This window comes from Gracilibacillus orientalis (assembly GCF_900114645.1).
Classification (GTDB): domain Bacteria; phylum Bacillota; class Bacilli; order Bacillales; family Amphibacillaceae; genus Gracilibacillus; species Gracilibacillus orientalis.
Genome location: NZ_FOTR01000005.1, coordinates 75,224 through 100,584 on the forward strand (window position 1 = coordinate 75,224; position 25,361 = coordinate 100,584).

The window sequence follows — 25,361 nt, forward strand, 5'->3', positions numbered from 1 at the left end:
AAAGGGTGAATTGGATGAGAGCGGATCGATTAATTAATATCATGGTTTTGTTGCAGAACAGAGGTAAAATGACTACGAAGGAATTGGCTGGTGAATTAGAAGTCTCAGACAGAACGATTATTAGAGACATGGATGCACTAAGTACAGTAGGAATACCAGTGGTTGCAGAAAGAGGCAAATGGGGAGGTTGGCGCTTATTAGATAACTTTCGAAGTAAATTAAGTACGATAACATTAGAGGAGATGAAAGCTTTATTTGTGTTTCCTTCCAAAGGGTTACTTCAAGATTTGGGGTTAACCCATTCGATAGATCCTAGACACAATCTACTTGTATCCCTTCCAGTTCATTATCAAGCGGATGCTCAAGCAATGTGGGATAGAATTCATATAGATGTTAGTACTTGGAGGCAATCTAAAGAAAAAGTGACTGCCTTTGAAACCATTCAACAAGCTGTTTTGGGGAATAAAAAGCTGAAAATTCACTATGAGAAGGCTGATGGAAACAAAGAAGATAGATTGATTGAACCATTAGGCTTAGTTGCAAAAGGTAACAGATGGTATCTTGTTGCATCAAGAAATGGAGAATTACGAAATTATCGAGCATCAAGAATTCATTCCGCAAAAATGGAAATGGAAAGATTTGAACGTCCAGCTAATTTTCATTTAGCTACGTATTGGGAACAATCAAAAGACAACTTTATCCGGAATTTGCCCGCTTATGATGTCGATGTAGAGATTGCCCCGTCCATCATAAAGAGAATAACGTTTACAGGAAAATTTGTCCAAGTGATCGAGAAGAAAAGTGCAAATGAACAAGGTTGGCTTCCTGCAGTTTTGCGTTTCAATGATCGACAGGAAGCCATAGAGTATATTTTAGGATTTGGTGATCAAATCAAAATAGTCTCACCTGCGCATCTTACAGATGAAATTGTGTCGTTGGCTAGGAGAGCTATTAGATTTCACCAAAATAGATGATAAAGTGAGATTTCCATCAGTGGGGATTTACGAAACGATTAGCACCATGATAAAAGAGTTATCTCAGCTTATTTGACCATCTTTGTCACCATTGTTACTAATTCATTCTTATATGCCTCTAAGTTAAAGTTTTCTTGATTCATTAGCATACTTTCACCAATAGCGCCTTGAATGATGATGGAGACATTTTTAGTATCAAATGTGCTAAATTCCTTCGTTTTCTGCCCATCTTGTAATATTTCTTGTAATAGTACATATAATGGATCTTCTTCATCATCCGATACTTTATAGTAAGGTATATTATCTGGTGTACGGGCATTAAAGATAATCTCAATTAATGCCACGTTGTGAACGTAATGGGTACCTTGATACGCCAAAGATGTATCTATGAAAGTAATGAGTTGATCATATGCAGATTTGCTCTCATCAACTTTTTCTTTAATATAGTCATATTGTTTTTTTAACAAATAGACAAGTGTATTATTTAATACATCTTCTTTATCAGAGAAATGATAAGAGATTAGTCCTGTACTAACTTTTGCTATTTTTGCTATTTTGGCTAGGCTGATACTTTTATAGCCAATTTCGTCCAATGCCTTAATTGTCGCTTCGATGATTTGTTCTCTTCTTGCTTGTGTAATAAAAGACGGCTGCTTTTCCATTCTCTTTCCTCCTGCATATAGATTACTTTTGAGGCTTTTTTAGTTGATCGATTATCCACATCACTCCAATAATAAAGAGCACGCTTAATATGATTATATCGAATTTACTCGGATAGTTCTCGATAAACATTCTAATTGGCTCAGGAACACTTCCTTGAAAAATGGATTGAATAACTATTCGTATCACTTTTAAAATAAGTAAGAAAAGCTGCAACATTAAAAGTATGGGTAGTAAAGTCAATCCCCCAATGAGTAATTTCCAAGACTCCTCTTTATTGAAGGCGAAGGTAATAGCAGAAAATAGTAATACGACTCCTATAATTGAAAAAATAATTATTCTCAGCCAATGTACAAATTCTAAATCTCCTTGTGTGTAACGAAAAAAAACGTAGGAAAAAGCTAATAACGACAAGACAATACTTATAAAGGGGACAATCCGTTGAAGCCAACCAGGAAGGCTTTTATACACTTCTACATTATCCATAAGACCACTCCTTAATTTGATTAATTAATATTTATTTTGATCAGTCAATCAGATTTTATCATTAAAACAAACGTTTTACAAGACAATAAATCAGAGGTACAGATTTTCTGGCATTTTCGTGATCATTCATTAACTTCGTCAGCTATACTAGCATCGAGGCTTATATAACAGGAAAAGATACAAAATTGTAACATTAATTTAATATGGATAAATGAAACTTAACACGTGGTGAAATCGTCTCTTTTATATAAAGAGAAATAGAACTATGGGACGGAGAAATCCCTGTTTATCACGGTGCTAACCGTCTGTTATCCCTACTTCATGCTTCAAGTAACACAAGGAAGCTAAGTGGGGCAGACGCTAACACCCTGATCATAGTCTCGCTTTATAAACAATTAATGGAAGGAGCAATTAATCATTGAGGAAGTTATCAGTAATACTAGTTGTGCTTATTAGTCTGTTATGTGCTTGTTCTACAGAGCAAAAAACGGTTCAAGTAGATAATAAAGACTTTGTCAATACATTATTTGTTCAAAAGGTAGAAAATAACTTTACTTCAGATAAACTATTGAAGCAAATAGAAGACCAGGAAAAGATAGAGCAAGTGTTATCGATGGTGGAGGGATTGGAAGCGGAAGAAATTGATAACGATGAACTAATCGGGGTATTGGAGAATCATGCTAATTACTATATGTTTCAATTTTCTGAAGGCGAGAATACCAATACAGACAGAGGAGATTACGGGTTCCAGGTTTTGGAGGATGGTATCATTCTATTCAGCTATGATCAGCCCAATACTTCAAGCCAACCTCTTATCACTGTCAACACGCATAAAGATCTACTAGAAGATATGAAAGAAATGTTGGAAATTACATTCTAAAGTATAATAGTAGGTATACGTTAATATAGTAGGATAAGAAGAGATTTTCTTGAAACTAATAATGAATGGGTGAGGTAATTTAATGAAAAGGTTAGCAGTATATTGTGGATCTAGTACGGGAACAGATCCTATTTATGTAAAAGAGGCGAAAAGGTTAGGACAACTATTAGTAGAAAACGGGATGGACCTTGTTTATGGAGGTTCTAATGTAGGGTGTATGGGTGCTGTCGCTGACGGTGTTTTAGAAGCTGGTGGTAATGTGATCGGCGTCATCCCGCAAAAGTTAAAAAATGTAGAGATTGCTCATGAAAAACTGACCGAACTACATGTAGTTGAATCCATGCATGAACGAAAAGCGATGATGGCAGATTATGCTGATGGATTTGTTGCGTTACCGGGAGGAACAGGGACATTAGAAGAATGGTTTGAAGTGTTTACTTGGGCCCAAATTGGCTATCATAAGAAGCCATGTGCACTCCTTAACATCAATAATTACTATGATCCGATTATGACTCTTTTTGACCATATGATAGAGCAAGGCTTTGTGAAACCGGAATATAAGGAATTAATCTTAATAGAAAATGATGCAAAAAAATTAATCGATCGATTGTTAAAATATGAAGGAACTTACATACATAAATGGGGAAATGGACCGACAGAGAAAAATTAATAGATTGAGCCGCAAACTACTATTTTCCCTAAGTACAACGGTAACTAAATGATAATGTTAGAAGGAAAAGATAGGGAGGTAGCTAAGTGTGGCTAATTTGACTTATGATCTAATAATAGAAAGGTTTCTATCATTTGCTGACAAAGAGCAAAATATCCGAGCGGTGATAATAGTCGGTTCTAGAGCAAGACAGGAAAAACCAGCCGATCAATATTCGGATCTAGATCTAGTTATATTTGCAGAAAATCCTAATTCGTTACTTTATCATAAAAAATGGTTAGCACAGATAGGCAAATCACATATTACTTTCCTTGAAAATACAGCAGTTGGTGGAGGTATAGAACGAAGGGTTTTATTTGAAGGTGGGCTTGACGTCGACTTTGCCTGCTTCCCTATATCAGCAGTGTCAGAAATGAAATCTCAATATCAAGTGTTAAGCGTTTTTGGAAAAGGTATTGAAGTATTAATAGATAAGGATAATATCATACCTACTATTAAAAAGAATATAAAGACAGATCTTAGCAAAAAAGATATGTCAGAAGAGATAGAGAATACAATGCAGGATTTTTGGTACCATGCAGTTCTCGCTGCTAAAAAAATATGCAGGGGTGAGTTATTAGAAGGTAAATCGATATGTGATACTTATATGAAGAACCTACTTATCTCGTTAAATAGAACGCATTCCAAATTAAAGAACGGAATAGAGTATAACACTTGGCATGGCTTTCGATTTTTTGAAGAATGGTCTGATCCGACAATTGTGGCAAAATTCGCGCAAATATATTCACATTACGAAGAAAAAGATGTTTGGGAAGCACTAAAATACACGATGAATCTATTTGAAGAACTCTCCATAGAAGTTTGTAAGTTAAAGAATCTTTTCTATCCAGCTGAAAGCGTTCGATATGCAACACATTTAGTAGAATCATATTACCTACAAGGGAGATAATAGGTGATGAGTAATTATATTGATATTCAGGAAATAGAAGAACTTTCCTTGAACGCTTTCCCCTCTCTACAAACACAGCATTTGGATGGTTGGATACTTCGCTTTTCCAATGGATATGCAAAAAGAGCCAACTCTATTAATCCTCTATATGATTCTCAAGAGGATATCCAAAAGAAGATAGAAGAATGTGAACGCATTTACCGAGAAAAAGGGCTAAAAGTTATCTACAAACTTACGCAACAAGTTTTCCCAAAGCAATTAGACAAAATTCTCGAACGAAAAGGTTATAATGTTGTCGGGGTGACAAGCGTTCAATGTTTATCACTAGAGGAAAGCGAAACACACATGTCGGATAAGGCAGTTATTTCTAATCAATTAACTGATGAATGGTTTACTGATTTTAGTGAATTAAATCATATAGATGATACGGACCAGCATACACTTAAACAGATGTTAAAAAATATCAATACAGATGTGTGTTATGTTCGTTTGATTAACAACAGCGAAACTATCGCTTGTGGAATGGGAGTCTTAGAAGATGGATGGTTGGGATTATATGATATCGTAACGAGTGAAAAGCATCGAAATAAAGGATATGGCATGGAAATCGTTTCATCGATTCTGGAATGGGGAAAGAATCACGCGGCAAAAAAAGCCTATCTTCAAGTGATGTTAAATAATAAACAGGCTATAAACCTATACACAAAATCAGGTTTCGTTGAAGCATATCGATATTGGTATAGAATAACCAAGTGAACAAATGAATAGATTATGAGAGTATTAAAAATAGAAAATAGTTGAGGTGAGGCCATTGTTGACCATCCTCGCATATTCCTCATTAATTACAGCATTTGTCTCCTTTATTTTAGCTGTTGGCGGGAAACATTATTATTATTGGATATCTGCCGTAGGTATGTATATTTTTAGTTTTTTAGCAGGCTTTTCTATTGGGCAATTAACAGTGGGATTAACCTTTATTCCAATAGTGTTGGCAATTGGATATACGTTTGACTGGATTAAAAATAAAGTGCATTATTTATTTTTTGTCTGTTCAGGTGTCATCATCGGTTTTATTATGGTGTTCTTTGTAGACGATCAATGGGTGTTTTTTCCCTTCTGGATCTTTAATTGAATGCTACAGTCTTAGTGCAAATGGAAGGGCGATAATGAAGTAATAGTTTTTAGTGAAGGTGATGTTGTGAAAATAGCTATGAAATGGTGTTTTCTCTTTCTTTTTATATTGATAGTGATAATTGGAGCAACTTACATATGGAAGCCAGAAGAAAAAGTGGATAATGTTAATAGTCTACCACCTGACTCTTTATTGTCTTCTGACCGAATTTTAAATATTGCCCATCGGGGAGCGTCCGGGTACGCACCAGAACATACGTTAATTGCTTATGAATCGGCGCAAAAAATGAATACCGATTTTTTAGAAATTGACGTTCATATGACAGCTGATGGAGAGTTAGTTGCGATGCATGATGAGGATGTTTCTCGTACTACAAATGGAAGTGGTCTAATCAAAGATATGTCTCTTACCGAACTGAAAAATTTGGATGCTGGTTCTTGGTTCAACACAGCTTATCCTGAAAAAGCAGACGAATACTTTGTTGGTATAGAAGTGCCCACATTAGAAGAGATTCTCGACTCTTTCGGTTTACATAGCAATTATTATATCGAAATAAAAGACACGGATTCAAAGATGACAGACAAATTTCTTGGCATTTTAGAGGATTATCACCTGATCGAGGAAAATAAAGTGGTCATTCAATCCTTTAGCGCAGAAATCTTGAAACAAATTCATGCGCAATATGAATCTATTCCACTTATTCAGCTTTTGTATCAAGATGAAACAAAGTCAGCTCATTACAATCAGATTCGGCAATATGCAACAGGGGTAGGTGCTCTATATCAAGAGTTAGATAAGGAACTCGTTCAAGAGACTCATAGTGAAGGTTTACATGTTCATACTTATACAGTTAATGCGGAAGAGGATATGAAACAAGTGATAGAGTGGGGAGTTGACGGTGTTTTTACAAATTATCCTGATCGATTGGCAGAAATACTTATGAATGATATGTGACATACAGAATAAGGATAAAAACTAGTAGGGAAAAGGTTGAATTGCTTCGTCCACATGAAAATATGTGAACGGAGTTTTTTGTGATGGTGCTAATAGTCCTAAAACCCCCGCCGCTAATGGAAGTCTCACTTTATAAAGAGAAAGAAACGTAGCAATTAAAAAGAAATATTTACTGTCTTCGTTTGTTATACTCTTATCAAATGTGATGGAACACCAGTTTATGTGGATTAGGAGGAAAACGCTTGATGAAGATAATATTTGATCAATATAAGATGACGAGAGGTTTATTGTTTGACTCCATCTCACCTATCTCTAAGGATTTGATCGATCTGAAGCCACCCGGATTTCGTAATACGATTCATTGGCAGGTTGGGCATGTGTTAGTCATAGCAGAAGAAGTTGCGAATTTCCCACATCGAAGCAAGAGTAGTTTACCAGATAATTATAATGAGTTGTTTGCAAGAGGTACAAAACCTGATGATTGGTCTCGTAATATACCAAGCATAGACCAATTAATACTAGATTTACAGGATCAATTAAATCGAATCGAGAATATGTCACCTAAACAGGTAAAAGAAAGATTAACAGTACCATTTGATGGTATCGATCGTTTTGAGGAGTTTGCTAGTCTTGGTATATTCCATGAGGCGATGCATTTGGGGCAAATTCTCGCAATGCAACGTATATTGACGGAAGATCATACGGGTTATTATGATGTATAGTTCGGGAGGTGTAAAAATTGAAAAAACAAATCCTTTTTGTTCATAGTGCAGGGGCACAAGGTCCTCAGCAAGGAAGCAGTGAATTAATCGAATATCTACAAGATCAACTTAGTGATACTTATCATTTGATTTCACCTAAGATGCCTAATCCAGAAAATCCTGAGTACGCCAGATGGAAAAATGCATTAACAAACATATTCGCTAACTTGGAGGAGGATGAAGTAATGCTTATTGGACATTCGCTGGGTGGATCGGTTTTATTGAAATATCTTTCAGAAATGGATGTGAAACCTGTTGTTTCCAGTTTGTTTCTAATTGCATCACCATACTGGGGAAAAGATGAGGACTGGCAGGTAAAGGAGTTTACTCTAACAGAGAATTTCAAATCAAATCTTCCTCACATATCCAACATATATTTGTATCACGGCAAGGATGATAAGGTAGTACCAGTTACGCACATCAATCACTACACAAACAAATTTCCTCAGGCTATTACTAGAGTATTTGAAAGAGAAGATCATTATTTTTCCAATGGAATACCTGACCTCATAAGCGATATAAGGGGATAAAGAGGCCAGATAAGTGTATTAAGTATAACGCTTCTAATATTATTCCTTGAGAAATAAATTTTTTGCCCTGAATATAAAAAAATAAAATATGGAACTCGGCTTATATCTCATTTTTTTCTTTGAGCAACCAAAGCCACAGGAAACTAAGTAATACCACTTGACTGATGCAAAAGATAGCCTATAAAAACTTCCTTGTTTGATACGATATTCCTTTTCCCTCTTCGCAATATTGTTTCAGACTGTATAAAAAGATAGCCCAGTTGTAATTACAACTACGAAAGCAAGTGGTAATATCCTGCCAATTTGCATGACGGAAAATGATCTCAGTTTTTTCGTTGTTTTCTTCCAAATCAAAGGAAATTGTTGTATTGATCCATTCTGGTTCATCTGATTCAATGCATTTCCAAACAACCTTCTTATTAACAACTAGCTCTTCCACACGAATTTTGCTCTCATCCCTTTCACCGAAACGAAACACATTAATCGCACCTATTTCATTATTGAAATTTAAGTCATTTGTCCATATTTCGGAAAGACCTTTTTTCGTTGTCAATACCTCGTATACATTTTGAACTGGAATGTTGACAATTTGAAAGTGTTCGATACTGGACATAATCCCATCTCCTTTTTATATTAAATATTTATTTAATCCATTTGATTATACAATTTTTTAGGCCGATAGATTTCTTCTAAATTGCTTTTATTTTCTGTTATTCACTTGGTTTTTGTATGAGTTAATTTCTAGCAATATAAGAGAAATATTCAGCTATTTCATATGCTAGAATAAAGAAAAAAAGAAGGAGCGAATTAAATGTCGAAAGTTATTCTTGATATTTCAATGTCACTTGATGGTTTTATAGCAGGTTTGAATGATAACCAAAAACAGCCGTTAGGAGAAGGAGGCGATGTGATCCAGAACTGGTTGTTTAGTGGTGACCAATTAAGTCGTTACAATGACTTTTTTAAGCTATCTGCTACAAACAAAGAAGTTTTTGACGGTCCAGTTCCCATGACTGGGGCGATGGTTGTAGGAAGGAGAACATTTGATATCGTTAATGGCTGGGGTGGCAGTCATCCGATTCAAGGAGTTCCTATTTTCATCGTGACACATGAAGCTCCGGAACGTTATTTAGAAGAGAATACAAACTTTACTTTTGTCACAAGTGGTGTTGAAAATGCTATTCACCAAGCAAAGCAAGCGGCAAATGGTAAAAATGTTAGTGTTGGGACAGCAAGTATTGCTCAGCAGTGTATAAGAGCAGAACTTCTAGATGAAATGCATCTTCATGTAGCCCCGATTCTGATGGGAAAAGGTATCCGCTTGTTCGATCAAATTGGCACGGAACAAATAAAGTTAGAATCTCAAGATGTAACAGATGGTACAAATGTTACACACTTAAAATATAAACTCTTGTACTGAAAACTCTTAGTGCAAAAGTTTTATTTTTGTATGGAAGTATTATTTAAATGTAAACTAAGAATGATCCATTTGAAAGGGAGGTGCTATTAACTATGAATCTTGATAGAAAAACCAAATTAGTAGTTTTACACGCGCATCATAGTAACATTGATTTTACGGAGGCCGCACTGCAAGATGCTAATGTGGAACAAATTCACCATGTTGATCCTGGTTTTATTGATGTCATTAAAAATAAATCAAAGCACCAAATCGAAAAAAGAGTACAGACACAATTAGAATGGCTCGCAGCTTCAAAACCAGATGCTATTTTAATAACCTGCACCAATTATAGTCTGTATATAAAGGGATCGGAGATAAACGATATTCCCATTTTAAAAATAGACGAATTATTTTTCCAATCCCTCCTTGATTATTCAAATGTAACTTTATATTTCACAAATGATGAAACTGTGGAAGGTACTACACATCGACTGAAAGATTATTTTAAACAAGTCAAATCTAAGGTTGATTTCCAGGTAAAGCTCATTGATCATGCTTTTGAGTTATTAATGTCCAATAAGCATGATGCCTATAGTAAAGTGATTGTTGACTATATCGGAAAAAATCCAACTCAAGGACATATAGTCTTTCCTCAGCTTTCCATGCACCAGGCAGCCACACACCTGAAAAGTAAGGGATTTAATGTTATCACCCCAGTTGACACCTTGAAAAAAGCAGAAATCTATATGAGACAAATATAAAAAGAAAAGCCGAAAGAGTACATGTAATGTAGTGCTTTTTCGGCTTTTAAAATGGGTCTTCAAAAACTGATTGCCTTTATATACTGAGTAATTATATACTCAATATATATTTACTCAGTATATAAATAAAGGGTGAAAAAAATGAATTTTATCGTCCAGTACCAATGGGAAATCTTTATTGTCGTTGAAATACTATCACTTGCCTGCTTATTGTTATTTGGTGGGGTGCGTTATCTGATTGGTAAGAGGAAACAAAGCTTATTCTTTTTATTTTTGTTTCTTTTCTTGCTTATTCTAGAAGCAGGATTAGCCTTCTTGATCTATAATGAAACAGGTGAGATCTCCACATTCCAAATAGTTATTACCATATTTGTTATTTATGCCTGCACGTTCGGTATTAACGATTTTAAAAAGCTTGACCGATGGATGCGGATAAAAATAGGGAAATGGAGAGGTCTCGATTTACTAACAGACAAAGATAAGGCGATTATGAAAAAGCAACAAGATCCAAAGTATATTGCGAAAATAAATCGATATAGTGCAATAGCTCATTTGTTTATATTTGTAGTCGTACAAACTGGTTTCTGGCTATATGGATTGGGAGAATTCGCACATTTTGGCGAATATCTTACCGATTTTTCCTGGGTCGGAACTGAGGAATTAGATAAAACTCCATATCCAAATGATACACTCTATCGTATTTCAATGTTATGGGGGTTAATTTTTATCGTTGATTTTATCTGGTCGATGTCTTACACTTTTTTTCCGGCGAAAGGATAAAAAGTTGATTCAAACAATAGGTTTTAAAAAAAGGATTTTAAGGCAGGGAAAGAGGTGGTTACAGTCATTTAGCATACGATGAAGATGTTTATCGAAGGAGTATTACTGCACTTAGAAGCGGATATAAAATGGCTGGATATGATGGTAGGATAGCACTTCAGGTGAACCGATATATGTACTACAAATCTATCTCGGTTCTTTATGTTGAGTGAAAGATGTAATATTTTATATGATTAAAGAAGTACATTTAAAAGACACGCTTCTTTATCAAAAGTACTCCAAGTATAATAAGGGGCAAAATTAATCCAGCTGTGACCGAGAGAACAATATACGCCCCATTTATAAATGCAAAAGATGCGAATGTATTAGGTACTGAAAGTATGGAAGCTAAAAATATAAAAAGAGCTAATGGAACGGATAACGTTTTATAATTTTTTAATTTTAATAAATGACTAATCCCATTTGTAAAAACATAAAAAGACACACAAAGCTTTATGAAGATAGTGAAAAACCAGATAAAGGCAACGATTATTTCTACACGTTCCACAAAATCAAAGATACTAATTCTTTGACCCAAAGCATAGATTGGATAGGCATAATTGGCTGTTCCTTGCACTCCAAGTACTGTAATACAAGCCAATGTAATAACTAAAAGAATTAACCCACTAGTAAATCCACCTACTAGAAATCCTTTGCGCGCACTTTGAATATTGTTTACGTTATCTGTAATAGCTAGCAAAATGACTAATTCCAAAAACGTGACAGATACAATGGGCAAAGTACCTACTATCGTGGCTGATTTATTTAGTTGAAAAATGGGTGTGATATTGCTAAAATCAGCATCTTTAATCACCAGTAAGGTAAGTAATAAAGCACACAGCATTGTGAAAGGGAAAAAAAGTTGGGCAGTTCTCCCAATTACTTCTATACCGTATCTAATTGCAATTAATACGGTTAAGGCAATTATTAATGATATAACTTCAAAAGGTGTACCCATTAAAATTTGTAAAGAGATAAAATCACTTATTGCCCATAAATTTGCAAACGTGTTGATAAAGATATAACAAGTTAATAACATAATAATGATAGCTCCCAACCATTTACCGAATAAGATATCGATGGTCGAGAAAAATTCTTTACCATTTAGTTTTTTAATTATTTGGTTATAAAGTAAAATAATGAAGACGCCTAATATAGTAGAAAATATCAGTGTAATCCAACCATTTTCCTTACCATAATTAGTTGCGATACTAGGAATGAAAATAATCGATGCTCCGAGAGTGTTCATAATGACTAATACTGTGAATTGCTTGCCATCTAACTTCTCTGTCATAGAAGGTTCCTCCTGCTAAGCATATTAAGAAGGTTGCTGAAAGTTTTTTAACCATTTCCCTAAGGGTTCTGAGATAGGCTTTGTAACAAATTCAATCATATCAATGATATATGGCAGCTTGATATCCAAATAGTGTAAGGAAATCAAGGTAATAAATAGGCACATCATGATAATGAAAATTATTTTATCTTTCATACCTTTCCTTTTATTTAGTCTTTTAATCTCCATGTAGGACAATAATGCGCTTATCACCCAAAATATAATAATATTTGGCATGGCTATTCCTCTTTCTCTGTTTTTCTTTCTATCTTTTCATATATTGGTTGCGTGATCATACCAGATTTTTTTATTTCCACTTGTGCTTGCACATCCACATTTAAATCAGGATATATAGTGTTCCAATTGTCTTTTATTTGCTCCCATTTTTTGGGATTAGAACGCCTGATAGCATTGCCGAATCCAAAAATATCGCTACGGTATTCCTGAGCTGCAGAAATACTTGCTTCAGCAATGTTAATAGTTTTCTGTTCAAGTTTTTTTTGAACGTCTTGAATTGTTTTTGGTTTAGAGAGATCTAAGGAACATTCTACATCTCCAATATTTGCTTTGATTTTAATATCGATTTTGATACTTGGTTCACCATTAACCACTGATCCTTGCATGTTGGTATTGCTTTGGAAAACTTCAACTGATATCGTGCCTCCATCGTTACAATCTACCCAGCCTATTGTATTGGTTACATTGTCGGTTATATAATTGAATCCTTTGCTTTCCTTTTCATTTAACCAGCCTTGTAACTTGTCACCACGAAAAACACCAATATCATCTAAGTAAATCTGTGCTGGTGAATCAGAATACTCTGTATTCTCCATTTTAGTCCCTTCATCTGGGCTCCCTACAAGATACACACCAGTTAATATAGCTTCCTTTCCGTTTGAGGAAATGGATTCTATTAGTTCATCTAATTTAACTTCCTTTGTTGGTGCCCAGAAGTCTTCTGAGGATTCAACGCTTGATCTTACTTTATCAGCTGGAATTTTCTCCAGGGGGGTTAAAATACTTATTAAAGCATCACCTGATAAACCTTTTGCAATGGCGATGGTAAAATCCGTACGCACTTCGTGATCCCTTATAAGGAAATCTAATGTTTTTCCAATGCCTTCTTTAGCCGTCTCTTCTCCATAAACGACAAGCTGAAGATGGCTTAGGTGAACTTTTCTAGGTGAGCTTTTCGTTAATTTCCTAATTGCTTCAAAGATCGATCTTCCTGAAGCGGAGTATGTAGAAATCGTAGCTCTGGTTGACAGCTGATCTCCTGCAATTTCTCCAGGATTTAAAACTTGTATTGTTACCTTGTAATCTTCCCCATCTTTATCAATCGCTAGTGCTTTTGCAAGTGTGATATCTGTTAATTCTTGTGCACTCCAGCAACCAGTAAGCAGGAGACACAGTGATGAACATAACAACCATACTCGAAATCGTTTCATGTTGACCCCTCTTTTGTTCAAAATAATCATTAGGTGTATCACTCTATTAGCTATTATTTGGAGGCTGTGGTTTTTTCATTTTTTCTCGCTTTATATTTCGTTGACTCATAAGCCGAGGTCTTGTTGTTTGTTTCCATCTCGGAAGTCGTATAATAGCATCCTGTTGGTCAGCAGAATTAAAAGGTGCAAATGGTGATAAGTAGGGAATGCCAAAGGACCTTAGACTAGTCAAGTGTAATGCCATTAGTAATAAGCCAATGAAAATACCAAACAAACCTAACGTAGCTGCTAGCCCCATAAAACCAAATCGTAACATCCTGACACTAATTGCTAAATTGTAATTGGGAAAGATAAAGCTGCTTATTGCGGTAAGCGAGACCACAATAACCATTGTGGCAGATACAATTCCGGCATCTACTGCTGCCTGCCCTAAAACTAGTGCTCCAACAATCGATATAGTGGATCCGACCGGGTTAGGTAATCTTATTCCTGCTTCTCTTAATAATTCAAAGGTAATTTCCATTATGAGTGCTTCTACAAGTGCTGGGAAAGGTATCCCTTCCCTTTGAGCAGCTAAACTGACCAATAAAGTTGTCGGTATCATTTCCTGATGGAATGTTGTTAATGCGATATAAGTGGAAGGCGTTAATAAAGCAAGAAAAAAAGCAAAAAATCGCAACATTCTGATTAAGCTCGCAATATCACTTCTTTGATAATAATCTTCACTGGATTGGAAAAAATCAATAAAAAACGACGGAACTAACAAGACAAAAGGTGTGCCATCTACTATAATAGCTACTCTACCCTCTAATAATCCCGCACTTATCGCATCAGGCCTCTCACTATTAATAATAGTTGGAAAAGGGGTATAAGTTTCATCTTGTATCAACTCTTCAACGTAACCACTTTCTAAAATGGAATCAATATCTATTTTTTCTAATCTGGATTTTACTTCTTTGACTATATCTGGATTAACGATTCCGTGTATGTAAGCAATAGTTACTGTTGTTTGAGTCTTTCGTCCATAAGTAAAAGACTCAAGCCAAAGGTTAGGGTCTTTAATTCTTTTTCTTATTAATGCAGTATTGACATTAAGGTTTTCTGTAAAAGAATCCTTTGGTCCACGTACAACCTGTTGTGTTGTAGGTGTTTCTACATTACGTTCACTTGCTCCTTTGGAACCTACAGCAAACCCTTGATTGATCCCGTCAATAAGCAAGACCGTGTCACCGGTTAATAAATGTTCAAGTAGTTTTTTAAAATGATCAATTTCCGATAATTCAGCCGTTGTAATCGAGTATTTGATAAGTTGATATAATGTAGCAGCATCTTGTAGGCTTTCATCAAGTTCTATACCTCGCACATTATCTATTAAAGGGTTCAATAGATAATGCTGTACAGTTTCCTTATCGACTAATCCATCCATGAAAATAATAATAGCTTTAGTAGAATGGATTTTTCCTAGCTGGAATTCTCGAATAATAATGTCAGAGCTATTACCTAATATTTTCAAAAGGTGGCTTCTGTTTGTTTCGAGATCTTTGAATAAGTGCTGTTGATAATCAGTTGATATATTCTCCTTAAACACCTGATCTTTTTTTTGTTTTATTTTCTGCCTGCGTTTGATCATATAAACTGAACCTCATATGGAGTTATTTTGTGCACACAATTATGTAAGCCAATTCTTATTCGATCATAAAAATTTGTACCGTTAGTATGATCAAAAACAGCGAATTTATGTATTCTTAGGGAACAGAGTATGAAAAAATTCTGGTTTAACTTTAGATTCAGTAAAGGGGTAAAAGGAAATATAGACTTAACTGTAGTAGGTGAGGGCAAATATTGGAGTCGACCAAGACATGAAAGCTTGTGTTAGTCAACTCCCCCTATCAAGAAGAATGTATTTTTTCTTATATGCTAGTACAAAAGTGATTACTAATATTTTTATAGTAATGAAACCAAGGGTTTTCTTGTTCCATTTGGGTAGCGAGCTGGAGTAATAGCTCGTCCTCACCTAGCCTGCCAAAGAAGTGAGTGCCAACGGGAAGTCCATCATTGGTCCAATAGGTTGGAACACTCATTGCCGGTTGTCCCGTTGCATTTGCGATCGGCATAAATGGGTTATAGTCTAACATGTTATCCAACATTTGTTGAAACGCATCCGTTTTGGGAGCCGCAAGTTCTCCTATTTGTGCTGGCAATTTGTTTAAGGTTGGCGTCATCCATACATCCACATCACGGAAAAATGCTAAGATTTTTTGTGCTTCCTTCTGGATGTATACCCGCGATTCTTCATATTCTAAAGCTGACAAATCTCTACCATATTTCAAAATTTCAAAGGTTAACGATTCTAGGTTGTTGCAAGTAGGTTTTTGACCTGCCATTAGTCCAGAGTGATTGATAATAGCGGATCCGCTGCCCATCCAAATATTAATAAAATGCTTGGCAAGTTCTTTGAAATCGATTGGTGGCATTTCCTCCACTACCTCATGGCCTATGTCTTTTATGAGTTGTACAGTGTTCTCCATGTTATTTCTTGTCTCCGGATCAAAATGAATGGTCTCATCTTCTTGATATTGAACAGCAATTCTCAGTTTTCTCGGCGTTTCATGGACGCGTTCTAAAAAGTTGTTCTGTGAAGCAAAGCTTGGATATAATTGATGATCACCAGCTCCATTTAAAATATCCAATAATGCCGCACTATCTCTGACAGAACGAGTAAGTGCGTGGTTGATGGAAAAATGATTCATATAAGTAGGATATGGCATTCTTCCTCTACTTGGTTTAAATCCAAATAATCCACAGGCGGAGGCCGGGATTCGAATGGATCCACCACCATCATTAGCATGAGCAAAAGGAATTAGACCAGCTGCAACGGCTGCAGCAGAACCTCCACTCGAGCCACCTGGTGAGCGTTCTAAATCCCAAGGGTTTTTAGTCGGTCCAAACAGATGAGGCTCTGTGGTAGGAAGAAAACCAAATTCAGGTGTATTGGTTTTTCCTAAAAAAATAAGTCCAGCATTTTCAAAACGATGAACGATTTCATCGTTTTCCGGAGCGATAAAATCCTTTAACATAGCAGAACCACTTGTTTGTCTTACGCCTTTTACCGCATTTAGATCTTTTATTAAAAATGGAAGTCCTGCAACCTTCCCTTCCAAGGATTTCATCTTTTTTGCTTGTTCTCTCCCTATTTCAAAACTTTTCGTGACTACCGCATTTAATTTAGGGTTGTATTGCTCGATTCGATCGATGAAAAAATCAGTTAATTCTAATACGGATATCTCCTTTTGATCCAGTAACCTTTTTTGACCTAAAGCGTCTAGTTGAAGTAATTGATCAAAGTGTTTCATTTATATATTCCTCCGTTTTCAAAAGCATATATTAACTGTTTAGTCTTTTTCTCGTACATTGCGATTCTTGCAATTTCTTTGGTGCTAATCGTCCGTAAAACCCCTACTTTAAGGATCAAGTAAGGGACAAAGACCCTTACTGAGGGAAGTCTCACTCTATTTTCTCCTTCAGTCCCATTAGCATAGTATCCAATCCAAATTGAAATTCTTTCTCCATATCTGGAATGGTTAGATGAGTAGGAGTTGATGAGTGAGGTGTTTCCTTACTTATTCCTAAAAATCGATATTCCTCTAAGATAAAAGAAGTAATGTAGATATTGTATAGCCATAAAGAGGAGAAGGCATTTTCTTTATTCATTCCCGCATTTATAAAAATTTGATGAAGCCTCTCGATTAGTTGTATGCGATATGGTGTAGTTGGTGCTGTTTCTGATAATACAACAGCCGCATCTTTAATGGATAAAAGCTGATCCCGCCATTGATTTGCAAACTGTCTTAATTGCTCGTCCCAATTCTCTTTCTCTACAGGAAATTGTATGTCTTTACATATTTCATCAGCTACCAGTTCAAGTAATTCTTTTTTATTTTTAATATGCCAATAAAGCGAAGCACTTTTAATACCTAATTTTTCAGCAACTTTTCTTATTGTGATACTTTTGTAACCTTCTAATTGAAGCACCTCAAAAGCTGCTTGGACAATTTTAGATTGATCAAGCATTTTATGGTGGGATTCGTTATGTGTTGTCAATATCAAGTCTCCTTTCTGGTCGAATAACGTTATTCTCCATTTATGGATTGATTTTTAAAAGAATCTCTTGACATTATAACATTTATCATTTAACCTATCAATGATAGTTAAACTATCGTTGATAGGTTAGGAGCTTTTATAATTTTATGAAGGAGAGGATCATGATGAAAAGAATCTATACGCAAGTTGTGTTGATTAGTTTAATTACGGTTATTGGCCTTGAATTAGGTGGGGCAATTTATGAATGGGTTGTTGTTGCTTCACAGTGGAGCGCTTATCCGCCAGTATCGTTTGCCGTTCTTCAAGAACCTTATGGCTTACCTTTGGAACATTTCTGGATACCGCTTCATATGGTCGCACAAGTATTAATTTTATTGGCGGTGATCTTATGCTGGAAGGAAAAAAGTGTTAGAAAATTATTATTATGGGTAATAGGACTTTATCTTCTGCTCAGAATTCCGACTTTTTTGTACTTTATACCAGAGTTGGGTGTTTTTACAAACGCAGATCCATCTGGTCCATACTCGCAAGAATGGAAGAAACGTGCAGACTTATGGGTGAATCTAAGTATAGTTAGGACAATTATTGTAGTTAGTGTCTATGTACTATCTTGGATAGGATATAACCGTTTTAAATCTTTAACCGTGAAGTGATGAATTAGTAAGTTGTTAATGAATTTCATTCGTGATTCATTTCCATCATTTCATAGTGATAGAGATTTTGGAGATGGATCACTATCCTTCTTTTAGGGAAATGAAGAAGATCAGAAGAATATATTTAATCTATATCCGTTTATTAAGAACAACATTTTACGGCATCGTCTACAGCATCTTCAATTTTATAAGGGGTATCATTGTCTTCTAACCGATCCGTTAATTGTTCTGCATCTGTTTTTTGATCAGACCATTCAACGTATTTTCCTTGATATTCCTCCGATTGGCAAGCATTGAGAAACAGGGGTACAGAAAGTAAAGTAATTAGAGTTATCACTTTTTCATATTTTCACACCTCTTTTTACTTTTTTACAATACAATTGGAAACTAAAGAAACCCTATTATACAGTGCCAGTTTGGAATTATGCATTCATTTTACATACATACAGTTTGTATGTTAAAATAAATCTAACCTATTTAAGAGGAGTGAGGTTCATGAAGCTAAGCAGTTTTTATCCAGTATTGATGACAGATAGAATGAAGGAAACAGGAGATTTTTATCAAAAACATTTTGGTTTCTCCATCGTATTTGATGCCGATTGGTACATGAGCTTGAAACAGGAGGAGACTGGAGATGAATTAGCGATTCTTCAAGCTAGTCATGAAACAGTGCCATCTCCGTTTGGAAAGTCTGTGCAGGGATTAATTCTTAATTTTGAGGTAGACAATGTCGATCAAGTATATCAACAACTGATTAAAGAAAGACAACTTCCTTTACATCTTGCATTGCGTGATGAAGCATTTGGCCAAAGACATTTTATTACACGTGACCCTAATGGAGTTTTAATTGATGTAATTACCGTGATACCACCTGAAGAGTCCTTTCAAAATCAGTATAAAGAAGAAGTATGGAAGGACGAGGGATAATGAGCGATTATGTACCTTTAAAATATTACTTTGATCAGGCATTAGCCATTCGATTAGCTGATTCAATTCAACCTTATTATCATTCATTCAACAGAAAAGCCATTATAGAATTTGTAACCAGAGAAGTTGAAAATAAAGAACTGAAGGCGAGAGTTGAGGTAATTACGGATGCATTAAAACAACACCTCCCTTCAGACTATGAAGCAGCTTTAGCTATCTTGTTACAAATACTCGGACCGGAAAATAAAACAGAAGAGGGGATGTTTACCAAAGGATATTTCCTCATGCCTGTAGCCTTTTATGTTGAAAAATATGGGCTGGATCACTATGATCTTTCTTTTCAAGCGATGTATGAAATAACGAAACGCCATACATCAGAATATGCTATCCGTCCTTATCTGATAGCAAATACCGATCACTGTATGACTTATTTTCGAGATTGGGTAACAGATCCTAATCCACATGTTAGGCGATTAGTGAGTGAAGGAACACGACCAAGGCTTCCATGGGCAAAGAAAATGCCCCCCTTAAAAAATAATATAGAAAACAATCTACGTTTACTTGAAAACTTGCTTCATGACAGCTCTTCTTATGTTCAAAAATCTGTAGCCAATCACCTGAATGATTTAACGAAAGAAAATCCGGAAAAAGTTTTATTATGGGTACATCAAATTATGGAAAATAATCTTGATGTAAATCCTAAAATTATTAAAAATGGATTAAGAACTTTGGTAAAATTAAAGAATGAACAATCATTAGAATTATTGCGACAAGTAAAATGAGGAGTGTAACCGCATGAAAAAGAACAAAATAGAAACAGAACAGACGATACAAAATATAATAAAAATCGCACGCTATCATTTTACAGAGCACGGTTATGCCGAGGCTGCACTAGAAGACATAGTGAAAGAAGCCAATTTAACACGAGGAGCATTATACCATCATTTTCAAAATAAAAAAGGACTTTTTCTTGCTGTATTTGAGACCGTTCAGCAAGAAGTAGGAGAACATGTAGAAGCAGAAGCGGCAAAAGGTAATGATAGCTGGGAACAATTAATCCGTGGGTGTCGAGCTTTTTTGGAAGGGGCAATACAATCACACAATCAACGTATCCTTTTGATTGATGGTCCGGCTGTCTTAGGATGGGATACGTTTCGGAAAATGGATGAGAAATATTCGATGAACTCCTTAAAAGAACAATTACAGTTGATGCAGGAACAAGGGTTACTAAAGCCGATTTCCATTGAGGCGATGACACATTGCCTGTCAGGAGCGATGAATGAAGCGGTGCTGTGGATTGCTGATCGCCTTGATCAGGAAGATGAAGATGTCATGGAGGATGCAATAATTGTTTTAGAGCATTTATTGGGAGGATTAAAAAAGTAGAAAAAAGGAATAAACTATTCATTCCTGACGTGATATAATACGTATAATCAACTAGAAGATTACACCGTGCCAAAGTCTAATAGTAGTGGAGGTTTATACGTTGAATATGCTCGAATTGAAACGAGATGCATCTGTGAAAGGAAAGAACGGCATTGCTTTTATTATGGCGGCAACAATTATTTGGCTTGCGATTACGGTCGTTTATTCGCAAACAATACCACTTCAAACTAAGAATATTATCTTGCTTTTTCTCACCGCATTCCTTTTTCCACTTGCATTAGCAGTTTCTGCTATGGTAAAAGCAGATTGGAAATTAGCAGATAATCCACTAGGAATGTTAGGGTTATTTTTAAATTTAGCTCAATTCATGTATTTTCCTATTATATTTTGGGCGTTTATTCAAAGCCCGAAGGAAATGATTATCTTTTTTGCTGTCGTGACAGGAGCACACTTTTTCCCATATGGCTGGTTTTACGAGGCAAAACCTTATTATATATTCGCTCCCATTATATCGGTGTCGATTATGTTAGCAGGGTGGAGGATGGAAGAAAGTCAATTATGGATTATTCCGCTTATGATGATGATTTTTCTTACTATTCTAAGCCTCTTCTTATATGGCGACTATAAAAGTAAGGTGAAAGGTAACTAGAATGTGGAGGGAGGGGCAGGTTTCTTGTCCCAAAATCTTGCCATGCCTCTCCCGAAATTTATCACGGTACTAACCGTCTGTAAGACCCCCACTGATCATAGTCTCACTTTGTCAGAACAATATTTCTCGAATATCTTCTTCTGTTAGTGTGGACGATGATTTTTTCTTCGAATCAATGACTTCTTCTATGAGGAATCTCTTTTGTTCTTGCAAATCATTCATTTTTTCTTCAATTGTACCGCGGGCAACAAGTTTGATGACTTGTACGACACTCGTCTGACCCATACGGTGGGCACGGTCAGCCGCTTGTTCTTCCACAGCAGGGTTCCACCAACTGTCATATAAAATCACTGTGTCAGCACCTGTCAGGTTGAGGCCTGTTCCACCTGCTTTCATTGAAATGAGAAACAAATCGGATTCACCTGCATTGAATCGATCACATCGTTCCATACGTTCTTCTGATGGGGTTTGTCCATCTAAATACAAAAAGGACCTTCCTTGGATGGCTAAATCTCTACCTATCATCTCAAGCATTTTCGTGAACTGAGAGAAAATTAATACGCTTCTTCCTGCAAGCCTGGATTCTTCGAGAATCTGTTTTAACTGTTCAAATTTAGCAGAACTCCCTTTATAACCCTCTACAAACAAGGCAGGATGACAACAAATCTGTCGCAATCGAGTTAGGCCGGCAAGGATTTTGATCCGATTTTTCTGTAATGTGTCCTTGTCTAGATGCTTTAACGTATCGTGTCGAAGTTTTGCCAAATAAGCGGCATAAAGCTCCTTTTGGTCTGGTAGCAATTCGACAGATTCTCTTGATTCAAGTTTTTTAGGTAACTCTGTTAGTACATCCTCTTTTACCCTGCGAAGTAAAAAGGGCTTGATCCGCCGAGCAATCTGTGTTCTCGTGAGATTACTATACTCCTTTATCCCTTGAAATAGCTCAGGAAAGACAATATGAAAAATCGACCATAGCTCCTCCTGATTATTCTCTACTGGTGTACCAGTTAAGGCGAAACAATTATCAGCCTGTATCTTTTTTACTGCCTTTGCTGTTTGTGTAACAGGATTTTTAAAGGCTTGTGCTTCATCAAAGAAAACGGTGTGAAAGGTTTGTTTCTTATACCAATCTATATCCATTCGTAACAACTGGTAAGAAGTAATAACAACGTCCATTTCCAATGCCTCTGTCCTTTTTTTGAACCGTTTTGTTCTATTTCCATCTACAATAGTCACTTGAATATCGGGTGCGAATTTCCTTATCTCACTATGCCAGTTATACATTAAAGATGATGGGCAAACAATAAGAGTAGGAAGTTTCTGCTTACGGATAGTAGGAAGTTCAGACAAAATAAAAGCGATACTTTGTAGTGTTTTGCCAAGTCCCATATCATCTGCAAGAATTCCTCCAAATCCATGGCTAGCAAGTGTTTTAAGCCATTTATAGCCGTGTATTTGATAATCTCGTAATATTGCCTCTAAACTATTCGGGACTGTAAATGTCTGATTATCAGGATTTTGGATATTGTGTAGGAACTGACGAAACGATTGCTCGAATGTGAATACATGATCATCAGCGGAGTCTAGCAGCTGCATTCCTTTAAGGGTTGGTACATGTAATCCGTTTACCACGTCTTCTTGATCCTGGATGGGAGCAGCACTCCTCAAAAAACGTTGAAGCTCTTCAAACTCTCTTGTTTCCAATGACAATAGTGCTCCGTCTCGCAAACGATAGTATTTTTGCTTTTCCTCCAAAGCCGATAAAATTTCACGTATTTGTTGGTCAGGAATGCCATCCATTTCAAATTTGAATTCCAACCAATTGGTCCGCTCCTTTTGGATCTTTACTTTAATCTTTGGGCGGGGCTTTTCTTTGAATACCCTATTTCTCACAGCGGTTGTAGCATATACTTGTACTAATTTTTGAATCTTCGGGAGCATATGGTATAAAAAGTCATATTCCAGTGCTTCATTATGCAAAAAGTATCCGCTATCTGTCTTGATAAATTGACTTTCATCCATCATTTGTAGGATAGCTTCTTCTTTCTCCTCATCTCTTATCAAAATAGATGCTGTCTCGATTTGGTCATTGTCCAATGGATTGATCAGGATATTTCCATAATGAAATTCTAACCCCGCAAGAAGCCGGTTTTTTACTCGATCCAAATATAATTTTGTGACTAAAGGAGTTTTCATGATTCGGTTGGTGACAGCACCATGTAAATGGACTTGACCTAATCTTTTTAATATAGGTAGCCCTTTTTCTATGAAAAACTCTGCTTGAGTTGGAGGAATCGGAATTTGTTTGGTTTCAGAACTATCCAGCATCTGAATGAGCTCAGATAGATACTGAAAATCCTCCTCATTTAGGTGTGTTAAAATACCGTCAAACAGAAGAGCTCTATATGCATGTAACACTACGATCTTATCTAATCCTTTAATGGTGAGTAGGTAATCTTGATTGCGAGTTTGTGTAAAGTAAAATGATAATGGCGATGTTTCATGATCCGAAAAGTGAAGTTTGTCGATTATTTCCTTCCCATGTGCTAACTTCACAACTGGTGCTTTAGTGAGTAAGGGCACAAGTTGTCCCCAGGGAGATGGTGGAATAACTAATAGCTGATCTATCATTTTATATTCAAATTTGTCTATTAACAGGTCATAGCCATATGCCTTTTCATCATTAATTACTTGAATAAGTTGTTGTATAATGTCGTCTGTTTCTTTTGGAAAACAATGTACCTCTGGATCGTAAGTGAATGAAGTAGTTAATACATAGCTATCACTTTCTTTCACTTGTTTAAGAAAGGTGCGGATATTTTTAACTTTCGTAGTGCCAATCTCAACTTCTATTCCAAACAGAGATTGCCCTTTATTGTTTGTAATAAGTTTGCACGTGAAAGCTAGTGGAAGCACATTTCGACTTTCAAATCGTGGCTGTTGGGCACTGGGACGGATCGGGCGATTATCAAACAGGTTCATTAGTCCTTCTGAAATATCGGGACTAGACAAAGAGTCTGCATGAGGATTTAATTCTCTTCGCGGATGTTCAGATATCGCCAGTAAAACGGCCGCTACATGCTGACAGTCTTTTTTTATAGAAGCTAATGTAGGACAGCTACATGTTGTACTTATATGATTACTTTCATCCTGTTCAACAGTGACTTGGAAATTTTCCTTTCCAGCTACGATTGCCTCACAACGATGGGGAGTGAAAGTTTCAAGGTATACTTTATTCGAACGATAAAAAGAAAGCCCATTTTTGAAGGATATTTTACCACAGGCTTCTTCAATTTTTTTATGACTCCAGTCTATATTCATATATGCGTACTCGCCTTCTGTCAAGACACATTTAATGTGCATTTAGTATTTATTTGTCCAATATTTTACGTTATTCTGTTGAACTAGTCACATAAATGGTGGGGTAATGGACTTGAAGATAGGGGGAGAGATCTTGCCCCATCCCTATCTTAAGGATAATCACAATATTCGATAATGGTTCCTTCGGTATCGGCAGGGTTTAAGTAAATCAATCTTCTACCGTGTTTGTTGATTCGTCTGGTGTGTTCCATCACGCGAATGTCTGCTTTCTTTAGATTCTCAATTGCTATATCTAAGTTATCCACGCGATAAGCGATATGGTGTACACCTTTCCCTTTTTGTTTGATAAAACGGGCAATGGGAGAGGTTGTATTATTGGTTGGCATCAATAATTCTGTACGAGCACCCTCTATATCGATGATCGCAATCTCGCTTTCGACACCAGCAGCTTCACTGCGATAGCGATCAAATAATTCTCCACCTAAGACATTTATATAGAAATTGATACTGCCTTCCAGATCTCTAACTGCTACCCCTATATGATCTAGTACTTTTTTCATTAAAATCA

The 25,361-nt window shown here is 36.0% G+C and carries 28 protein-coding genes; 17 read left to right on the forward strand and 11 right to left on the reverse strand.

The window, feature by feature from the left end:
• Window positions 1-14: 14 nt before the first annotated feature.
• On the forward strand, window positions 15-974 hold the full coding sequence (locus BM121_RS10825) for a helix-turn-helix transcriptional regulator (RefSeq protein ID WP_091483655.1): 960 nt from the start codon (window positions 15-17) through the stop codon (window positions 972-974).
• 68 nt (window positions 975-1,042) lie between these two features.
• Here BM121_RS10825 and BM121_RS10830 read toward each other — a convergent pair whose 3' ends face one another.
• Together BM121_RS10830 and BM121_RS10835 are read right to left on the reverse strand one after the other, a co-directional pair.
• On the reverse strand, window positions 1,043-1,636 hold the full coding sequence (locus tag BM121_RS10830; RefSeq protein WP_091483656.1) for a TetR/AcrR family transcriptional regulator: 594 nt from the start codon (window positions 1,634-1,636) through the stop codon (window positions 1,043-1,045).
• Between the two features lie 22 nt (window positions 1,637-1,658).
• The gene (locus tag BM121_RS10835; protein ID WP_091483657.1) at window positions 1,659-2,120 is read right to left on the reverse strand and encodes a hypothetical protein; all 462 of its coding nucleotides are present in this window, start codon (window positions 2,118-2,120) and stop codon (window positions 1,659-1,661) included.
• Window positions 2,121-2,538: 418 nt separating this feature from the next.
• Here BM121_RS10835 and BM121_RS10840 point away from each other — a divergent pair, with 418 nt between their 5' ends.
• The 8 genes from BM121_RS10840 (at window position 2,539) to BM121_RS10875 (ending at window position 7,996) form a co-directional block, all read left to right on the forward strand.
• Window positions 2,539-3,000: a hypothetical protein gene (locus tag BM121_RS10840; protein ID WP_091483658.1), complete on the forward strand. Its 462-nt coding sequence runs from the start codon at window positions 2,539-2,541 to the stop codon at window positions 2,998-3,000.
• Window positions 3,001-3,082: 82 nt separating this feature from the next.
• On the forward strand, window positions 3,083-3,670 hold the full coding sequence (locus BM121_RS10845; protein WP_091483659.1) for an LOG family protein: 588 nt from the start codon (window positions 3,083-3,085) through the stop codon (window positions 3,668-3,670).
• 88 nt (window positions 3,671-3,758) lie between these two features.
• Entirely contained in the window at window positions 3,759-4,619 is an 861-nt protein-coding gene (locus BM121_RS10850) for an aminoglycoside 6-adenylyltransferase (RefSeq protein WP_091483660.1), read from the forward strand.
• Window positions 4,620-4,625: 6 nt separating this feature from the next.
• Complete coding sequence (locus BM121_RS10855; RefSeq protein WP_091483661.1) at window positions 4,626-5,375, forward strand: GNAT family N-acetyltransferase; 750 nt, start codon at window positions 4,626-4,628, stop codon at window positions 5,373-5,375.
• 58 nt (window positions 5,376-5,433) lie between these two features.
• A complete protein-coding gene (locus BM121_RS10860) occupies window positions 5,434-5,751 on the forward strand; it encodes a hypothetical protein (protein WP_245780785.1) in 318 nt (105 codons plus the stop codon).
• A 66-nt stretch (window positions 5,752-5,817) separates the two neighbouring features.
• Window positions 5,818-6,705, forward strand: a complete 888-nt coding sequence (locus BM121_RS10865; protein WP_091483663.1) for a glycerophosphodiester phosphodiesterase family protein — start codon at window positions 5,818-5,820, stop codon at window positions 6,703-6,705.
• A gap of 245 nt (window positions 6,706-6,950) precedes the next feature.
• Window positions 6,951-7,427: a DinB family protein gene (locus BM121_RS10870; protein WP_091483664.1), complete on the forward strand. Its 477-nt coding sequence runs from the start codon at window positions 6,951-6,953 to the stop codon at window positions 7,425-7,427.
• 17 nt (window positions 7,428-7,444) lie between these two features.
• Complete coding sequence (locus tag BM121_RS10875) at window positions 7,445-7,996, forward strand: alpha/beta hydrolase (RefSeq protein WP_091483665.1); 552 nt, start codon at window positions 7,445-7,447, stop codon at window positions 7,994-7,996.
• Window positions 7,997-8,174: 178 nt separating this feature from the next.
• Here BM121_RS10875 and BM121_RS10880 read toward each other — a convergent pair whose 3' ends face one another.
• Window positions 8,175-8,609, reverse strand: a complete 435-nt coding sequence (locus BM121_RS10880; protein ID WP_091483666.1) for an SRPBCC family protein — start codon at window positions 8,607-8,609, stop codon at window positions 8,175-8,177.
• Window positions 8,610-8,807: 198 nt separating this feature from the next.
• On the opposite strand from BM121_RS10880, the gene BM121_RS10885 reads away from it, so the two are divergent.
• The 3 genes from BM121_RS10885 to BM121_RS10895 all read left to right on the forward strand — a co-directional run bounded on the left by BM121_RS10885 (window position 8,808) and on the right by BM121_RS10895 (window position 10,936).
• On the forward strand, window positions 8,808-9,416 hold the full coding sequence (locus BM121_RS10885) for a dihydrofolate reductase family protein (protein WP_091483667.1): 609 nt from the start codon (window positions 8,808-8,810) through the stop codon (window positions 9,414-9,416).
• Between the two features lie 92 nt (window positions 9,417-9,508).
• Window positions 9,509-10,156, forward strand: a complete 648-nt coding sequence (locus tag BM121_RS10890; protein WP_091483668.1) for a hypothetical protein — start codon at window positions 9,509-9,511, stop codon at window positions 10,154-10,156.
• Window positions 10,157-10,297: 141 nt separating this feature from the next.
• Window positions 10,298-10,936, forward strand: coding sequence for a hypothetical protein (locus BM121_RS10895; RefSeq protein WP_175495403.1), 639 nt, complete (start codon window positions 10,298-10,300; stop codon window positions 10,934-10,936).
• 247 nt (window positions 10,937-11,183) lie between these two features.
• On the opposite strand, the gene BM121_RS10900 is transcribed toward BM121_RS10895, so the two are convergent.
• The 5 genes from BM121_RS10900 to BM121_RS10925 all read right to left on the reverse strand — a co-directional run bounded on the left by BM121_RS10900 (window position 11,184) and on the right by BM121_RS10925 (window position 17,857).
• On the reverse strand, window positions 11,184-12,269 hold the full coding sequence (locus BM121_RS10900) for a GerAB/ArcD/ProY family transporter (protein WP_091483669.1): 1,086 nt from the start codon (window positions 12,267-12,269) through the stop codon (window positions 11,184-11,186).
• Window positions 12,270-12,547: 278 nt separating this feature from the next.
• On the reverse strand, window positions 12,548-13,756 hold the full coding sequence (locus tag BM121_RS10910) for a Ger(x)C family spore germination protein (RefSeq protein ID WP_175495404.1): 1,209 nt from the start codon (window positions 13,754-13,756) through the stop codon (window positions 12,548-12,550).
• A 46-nt stretch (window positions 13,757-13,802) separates the two neighbouring features.
• Window positions 13,803-15,386 carry a spore germination protein gene (locus BM121_RS10915; protein ID WP_091483672.1) on the reverse strand — a complete coding sequence of 528 codons (1,584 nt, stop codon included), beginning with the start codon at window positions 15,384-15,386 and terminating at the stop codon, window positions 13,803-13,805.
• Window positions 15,387-15,666: 280 nt separating this feature from the next.
• Complete coding sequence (locus BM121_RS10920; RefSeq protein ID WP_091483673.1) at window positions 15,667-17,109, reverse strand: amidase; 1,443 nt, start codon at window positions 17,107-17,109, stop codon at window positions 15,667-15,669.
• A gap of 151 nt (window positions 17,110-17,260) precedes the next feature.
• Complete coding sequence (locus tag BM121_RS10925; RefSeq protein WP_091483674.1) at window positions 17,261-17,857, reverse strand: TetR/AcrR family transcriptional regulator C-terminal domain-containing protein; 597 nt, start codon at window positions 17,855-17,857, stop codon at window positions 17,261-17,263.
• A gap of 164 nt (window positions 17,858-18,021) precedes the next feature.
• Here BM121_RS10925 and BM121_RS10930 point away from each other — a divergent pair, with 164 nt between their 5' ends.
• The gene (locus BM121_RS10930) at window positions 18,022-18,510 is read left to right on the forward strand and encodes a hypothetical protein (RefSeq protein WP_091483675.1); all 489 of its coding nucleotides are present in this window, start codon (window positions 18,022-18,024) and stop codon (window positions 18,508-18,510) included.
• Between the two features lie 142 nt (window positions 18,511-18,652).
• Here the strand turns inward: BM121_RS10930 and BM121_RS10935 are convergent, their stop codons facing one another.
• Complete coding sequence (locus BM121_RS10935; protein ID WP_091483676.1) at window positions 18,653-18,847, reverse strand: hypothetical protein; 195 nt, start codon at window positions 18,845-18,847, stop codon at window positions 18,653-18,655.
• A 158-nt stretch (window positions 18,848-19,005) separates the two neighbouring features.
• Here BM121_RS10935 and BM121_RS10940 point away from each other — a divergent pair, with 158 nt between their 5' ends.
• From BM121_RS10940 to BM121_RS10955, 4 genes are all read left to right on the forward strand, one after another.
• Window positions 19,006-19,437 carry a VOC family protein gene (locus BM121_RS10940; protein ID WP_091483677.1) on the forward strand — a complete coding sequence of 144 codons (432 nt, stop codon included), beginning with the start codon at window positions 19,006-19,008 and terminating at the stop codon, window positions 19,435-19,437.
• Window positions 19,437-20,219 carry a DNA alkylation repair protein gene (locus BM121_RS10945; RefSeq protein ID WP_091483678.1) on the forward strand — a complete coding sequence of 261 codons (783 nt, stop codon included), beginning with the start codon at window positions 19,437-19,439 and terminating at the stop codon, window positions 20,217-20,219. The genes BM121_RS10940 and BM121_RS10945 overlap by 1 nt, the downstream gene beginning before the upstream one ends.
• Before the next feature lie 13 nt (window positions 20,220-20,232).
• Window positions 20,233-20,823 carry a TetR/AcrR family transcriptional regulator gene (locus tag BM121_RS10950; protein ID WP_091483679.1) on the forward strand — a complete coding sequence of 197 codons (591 nt, stop codon included), beginning with the start codon at window positions 20,233-20,235 and terminating at the stop codon, window positions 20,821-20,823.
• Window positions 20,824-20,929: 106 nt separating this feature from the next.
• Complete coding sequence (locus BM121_RS10955; protein WP_245780792.1) at window positions 20,930-21,472, forward strand: DUF7010 family protein; 543 nt, start codon at window positions 20,930-20,932, stop codon at window positions 21,470-21,472.
• Between the two features lie 111 nt (window positions 21,473-21,583).
• Here BM121_RS10955 and BM121_RS10960 read toward each other — a convergent pair whose 3' ends face one another.
• The gene (locus BM121_RS10960) at window positions 21,584-24,793 is read right to left on the reverse strand and encodes a DEAD/DEAH box helicase (protein WP_091483681.1); all 3,210 of its coding nucleotides are present in this window, start codon (window positions 24,791-24,793) and stop codon (window positions 21,584-21,586) included.
• Window positions 24,794-24,942: 149 nt separating this feature from the next.
• The gene (locus tag BM121_RS10965; RefSeq protein ID WP_091483682.1) at window positions 24,943-25,353 is read right to left on the reverse strand and encodes a VOC family protein; all 411 of its coding nucleotides are present in this window, start codon (window positions 25,351-25,353) and stop codon (window positions 24,943-24,945) included.
• Window positions 25,354-25,361 lie beyond the last annotated feature (8 nt).

What these genes read in the sequence shown, in the direction of transcription:
- BM121_RS10825 (WP_091483655.1), top strand. Translation starts at nt 15, where the DNA reads ATGAGAGCGGATCGATTAATTAATATCATGGTTTTGTTGCAGAACAGA.
- BM121_RS10830 (WP_091483656.1), bottom strand. Translation starts at nt 1,636, where the DNA reads ATGGAAAAGCAGCCGTCTTTTATTACACAAGCAAGAAGAGAACAAATC.
- BM121_RS10835 (WP_091483657.1), bottom strand. Translation starts at nt 2,120, where the DNA reads ATGGATAATGTAGAAGTGTATAAAAGCCTTCCTGGTTGGCTTCAACGG.
- BM121_RS10845 (WP_091483659.1), top strand. Translation starts at nt 3,083, where the DNA reads ATGAAAAGGTTAGCAGTATATTGTGGATCTAGTACGGGAACAGATCCT.
- BM121_RS10855 (WP_091483661.1), top strand. Translation starts at nt 4,626, where the DNA reads ATGAGTAATTATATTGATATTCAGGAAATAGAAGAACTTTCCTTGAAC.
- BM121_RS10870 (WP_091483664.1), top strand. Translation starts at nt 6,951, where the DNA reads ATGAAGATAATATTTGATCAATATAAGATGACGAGAGGTTTATTGTTT.
- BM121_RS10880 (WP_091483666.1), bottom strand. Translation starts at nt 8,609, where the DNA reads ATGTCCAGTATCGAACACTTTCAAATTGTCAACATTCCAGTTCAAAAT.
- BM121_RS10885 (WP_091483667.1), top strand. Translation starts at nt 8,808, where the DNA reads ATGTCGAAAGTTATTCTTGATATTTCAATGTCACTTGATGGTTTTATA.
- BM121_RS10890 (WP_091483668.1), top strand. Translation starts at nt 9,509, where the DNA reads ATGAATCTTGATAGAAAAACCAAATTAGTAGTTTTACACGCGCATCAT.
- BM121_RS10895 (WP_175495403.1), top strand. Translation starts at nt 10,298, where the DNA reads ATGAATTTTATCGTCCAGTACCAATGGGAAATCTTTATTGTCGTTGAA.
- BM121_RS10900 (WP_091483669.1), bottom strand. Translation starts at nt 12,269, where the DNA reads ATGACAGAGAAGTTAGATGGCAAGCAATTCACAGTATTAGTCATTATG.
- BM121_RS10910 (WP_175495404.1), bottom strand. Translation starts at nt 13,756, where the DNA reads ATGAAACGATTTCGAGTATGGTTGTTATGTTCATCACTGTGTCTCCTG.
- BM121_RS10915 (WP_091483672.1), bottom strand. Translation starts at nt 15,386, where the DNA reads ATGATCAAACGCAGGCAGAAAATAAAACAAAAAAAAGATCAGGTGTTT.
- BM121_RS10920 (WP_091483673.1), bottom strand. Translation starts at nt 17,109, where the DNA reads ATGAAACACTTTGATCAATTACTTCAACTAGACGCTTTAGGTCAAAAA.
- BM121_RS10930 (WP_091483675.1), top strand. Translation starts at nt 18,022, where the DNA reads ATGAAAAGAATCTATACGCAAGTTGTGTTGATTAGTTTAATTACGGTT.
- BM121_RS10940 (WP_091483677.1), top strand. Translation starts at nt 19,006, where the DNA reads ATGAAGCTAAGCAGTTTTTATCCAGTATTGATGACAGATAGAATGAAG.
- BM121_RS10945 (WP_091483678.1), top strand. Translation starts at nt 19,437, where the DNA reads ATGAGCGATTATGTACCTTTAAAATATTACTTTGATCAGGCATTAGCC.
- BM121_RS10950 (WP_091483679.1), top strand. Translation starts at nt 20,233, where the DNA reads ATGAAAAAGAACAAAATAGAAACAGAACAGACGATACAAAATATAATA.
- BM121_RS10955 (WP_245780792.1), top strand. Translation starts at nt 20,930, where the DNA reads ATGCTCGAATTGAAACGAGATGCATCTGTGAAAGGAAAGAACGGCATT.
- BM121_RS10960 (WP_091483681.1), bottom strand. Translation starts at nt 24,793, where the DNA reads ATGAATATAGACTGGAGTCATAAAAAAATTGAAGAAGCCTGTGGTAAA.
- BM121_RS10965 (WP_091483682.1), bottom strand. Translation starts at nt 25,353, where the DNA reads ATGAAAAAAGTACTAGATCATATAGGGGTAGCAGTTAGAGATCTGGAA.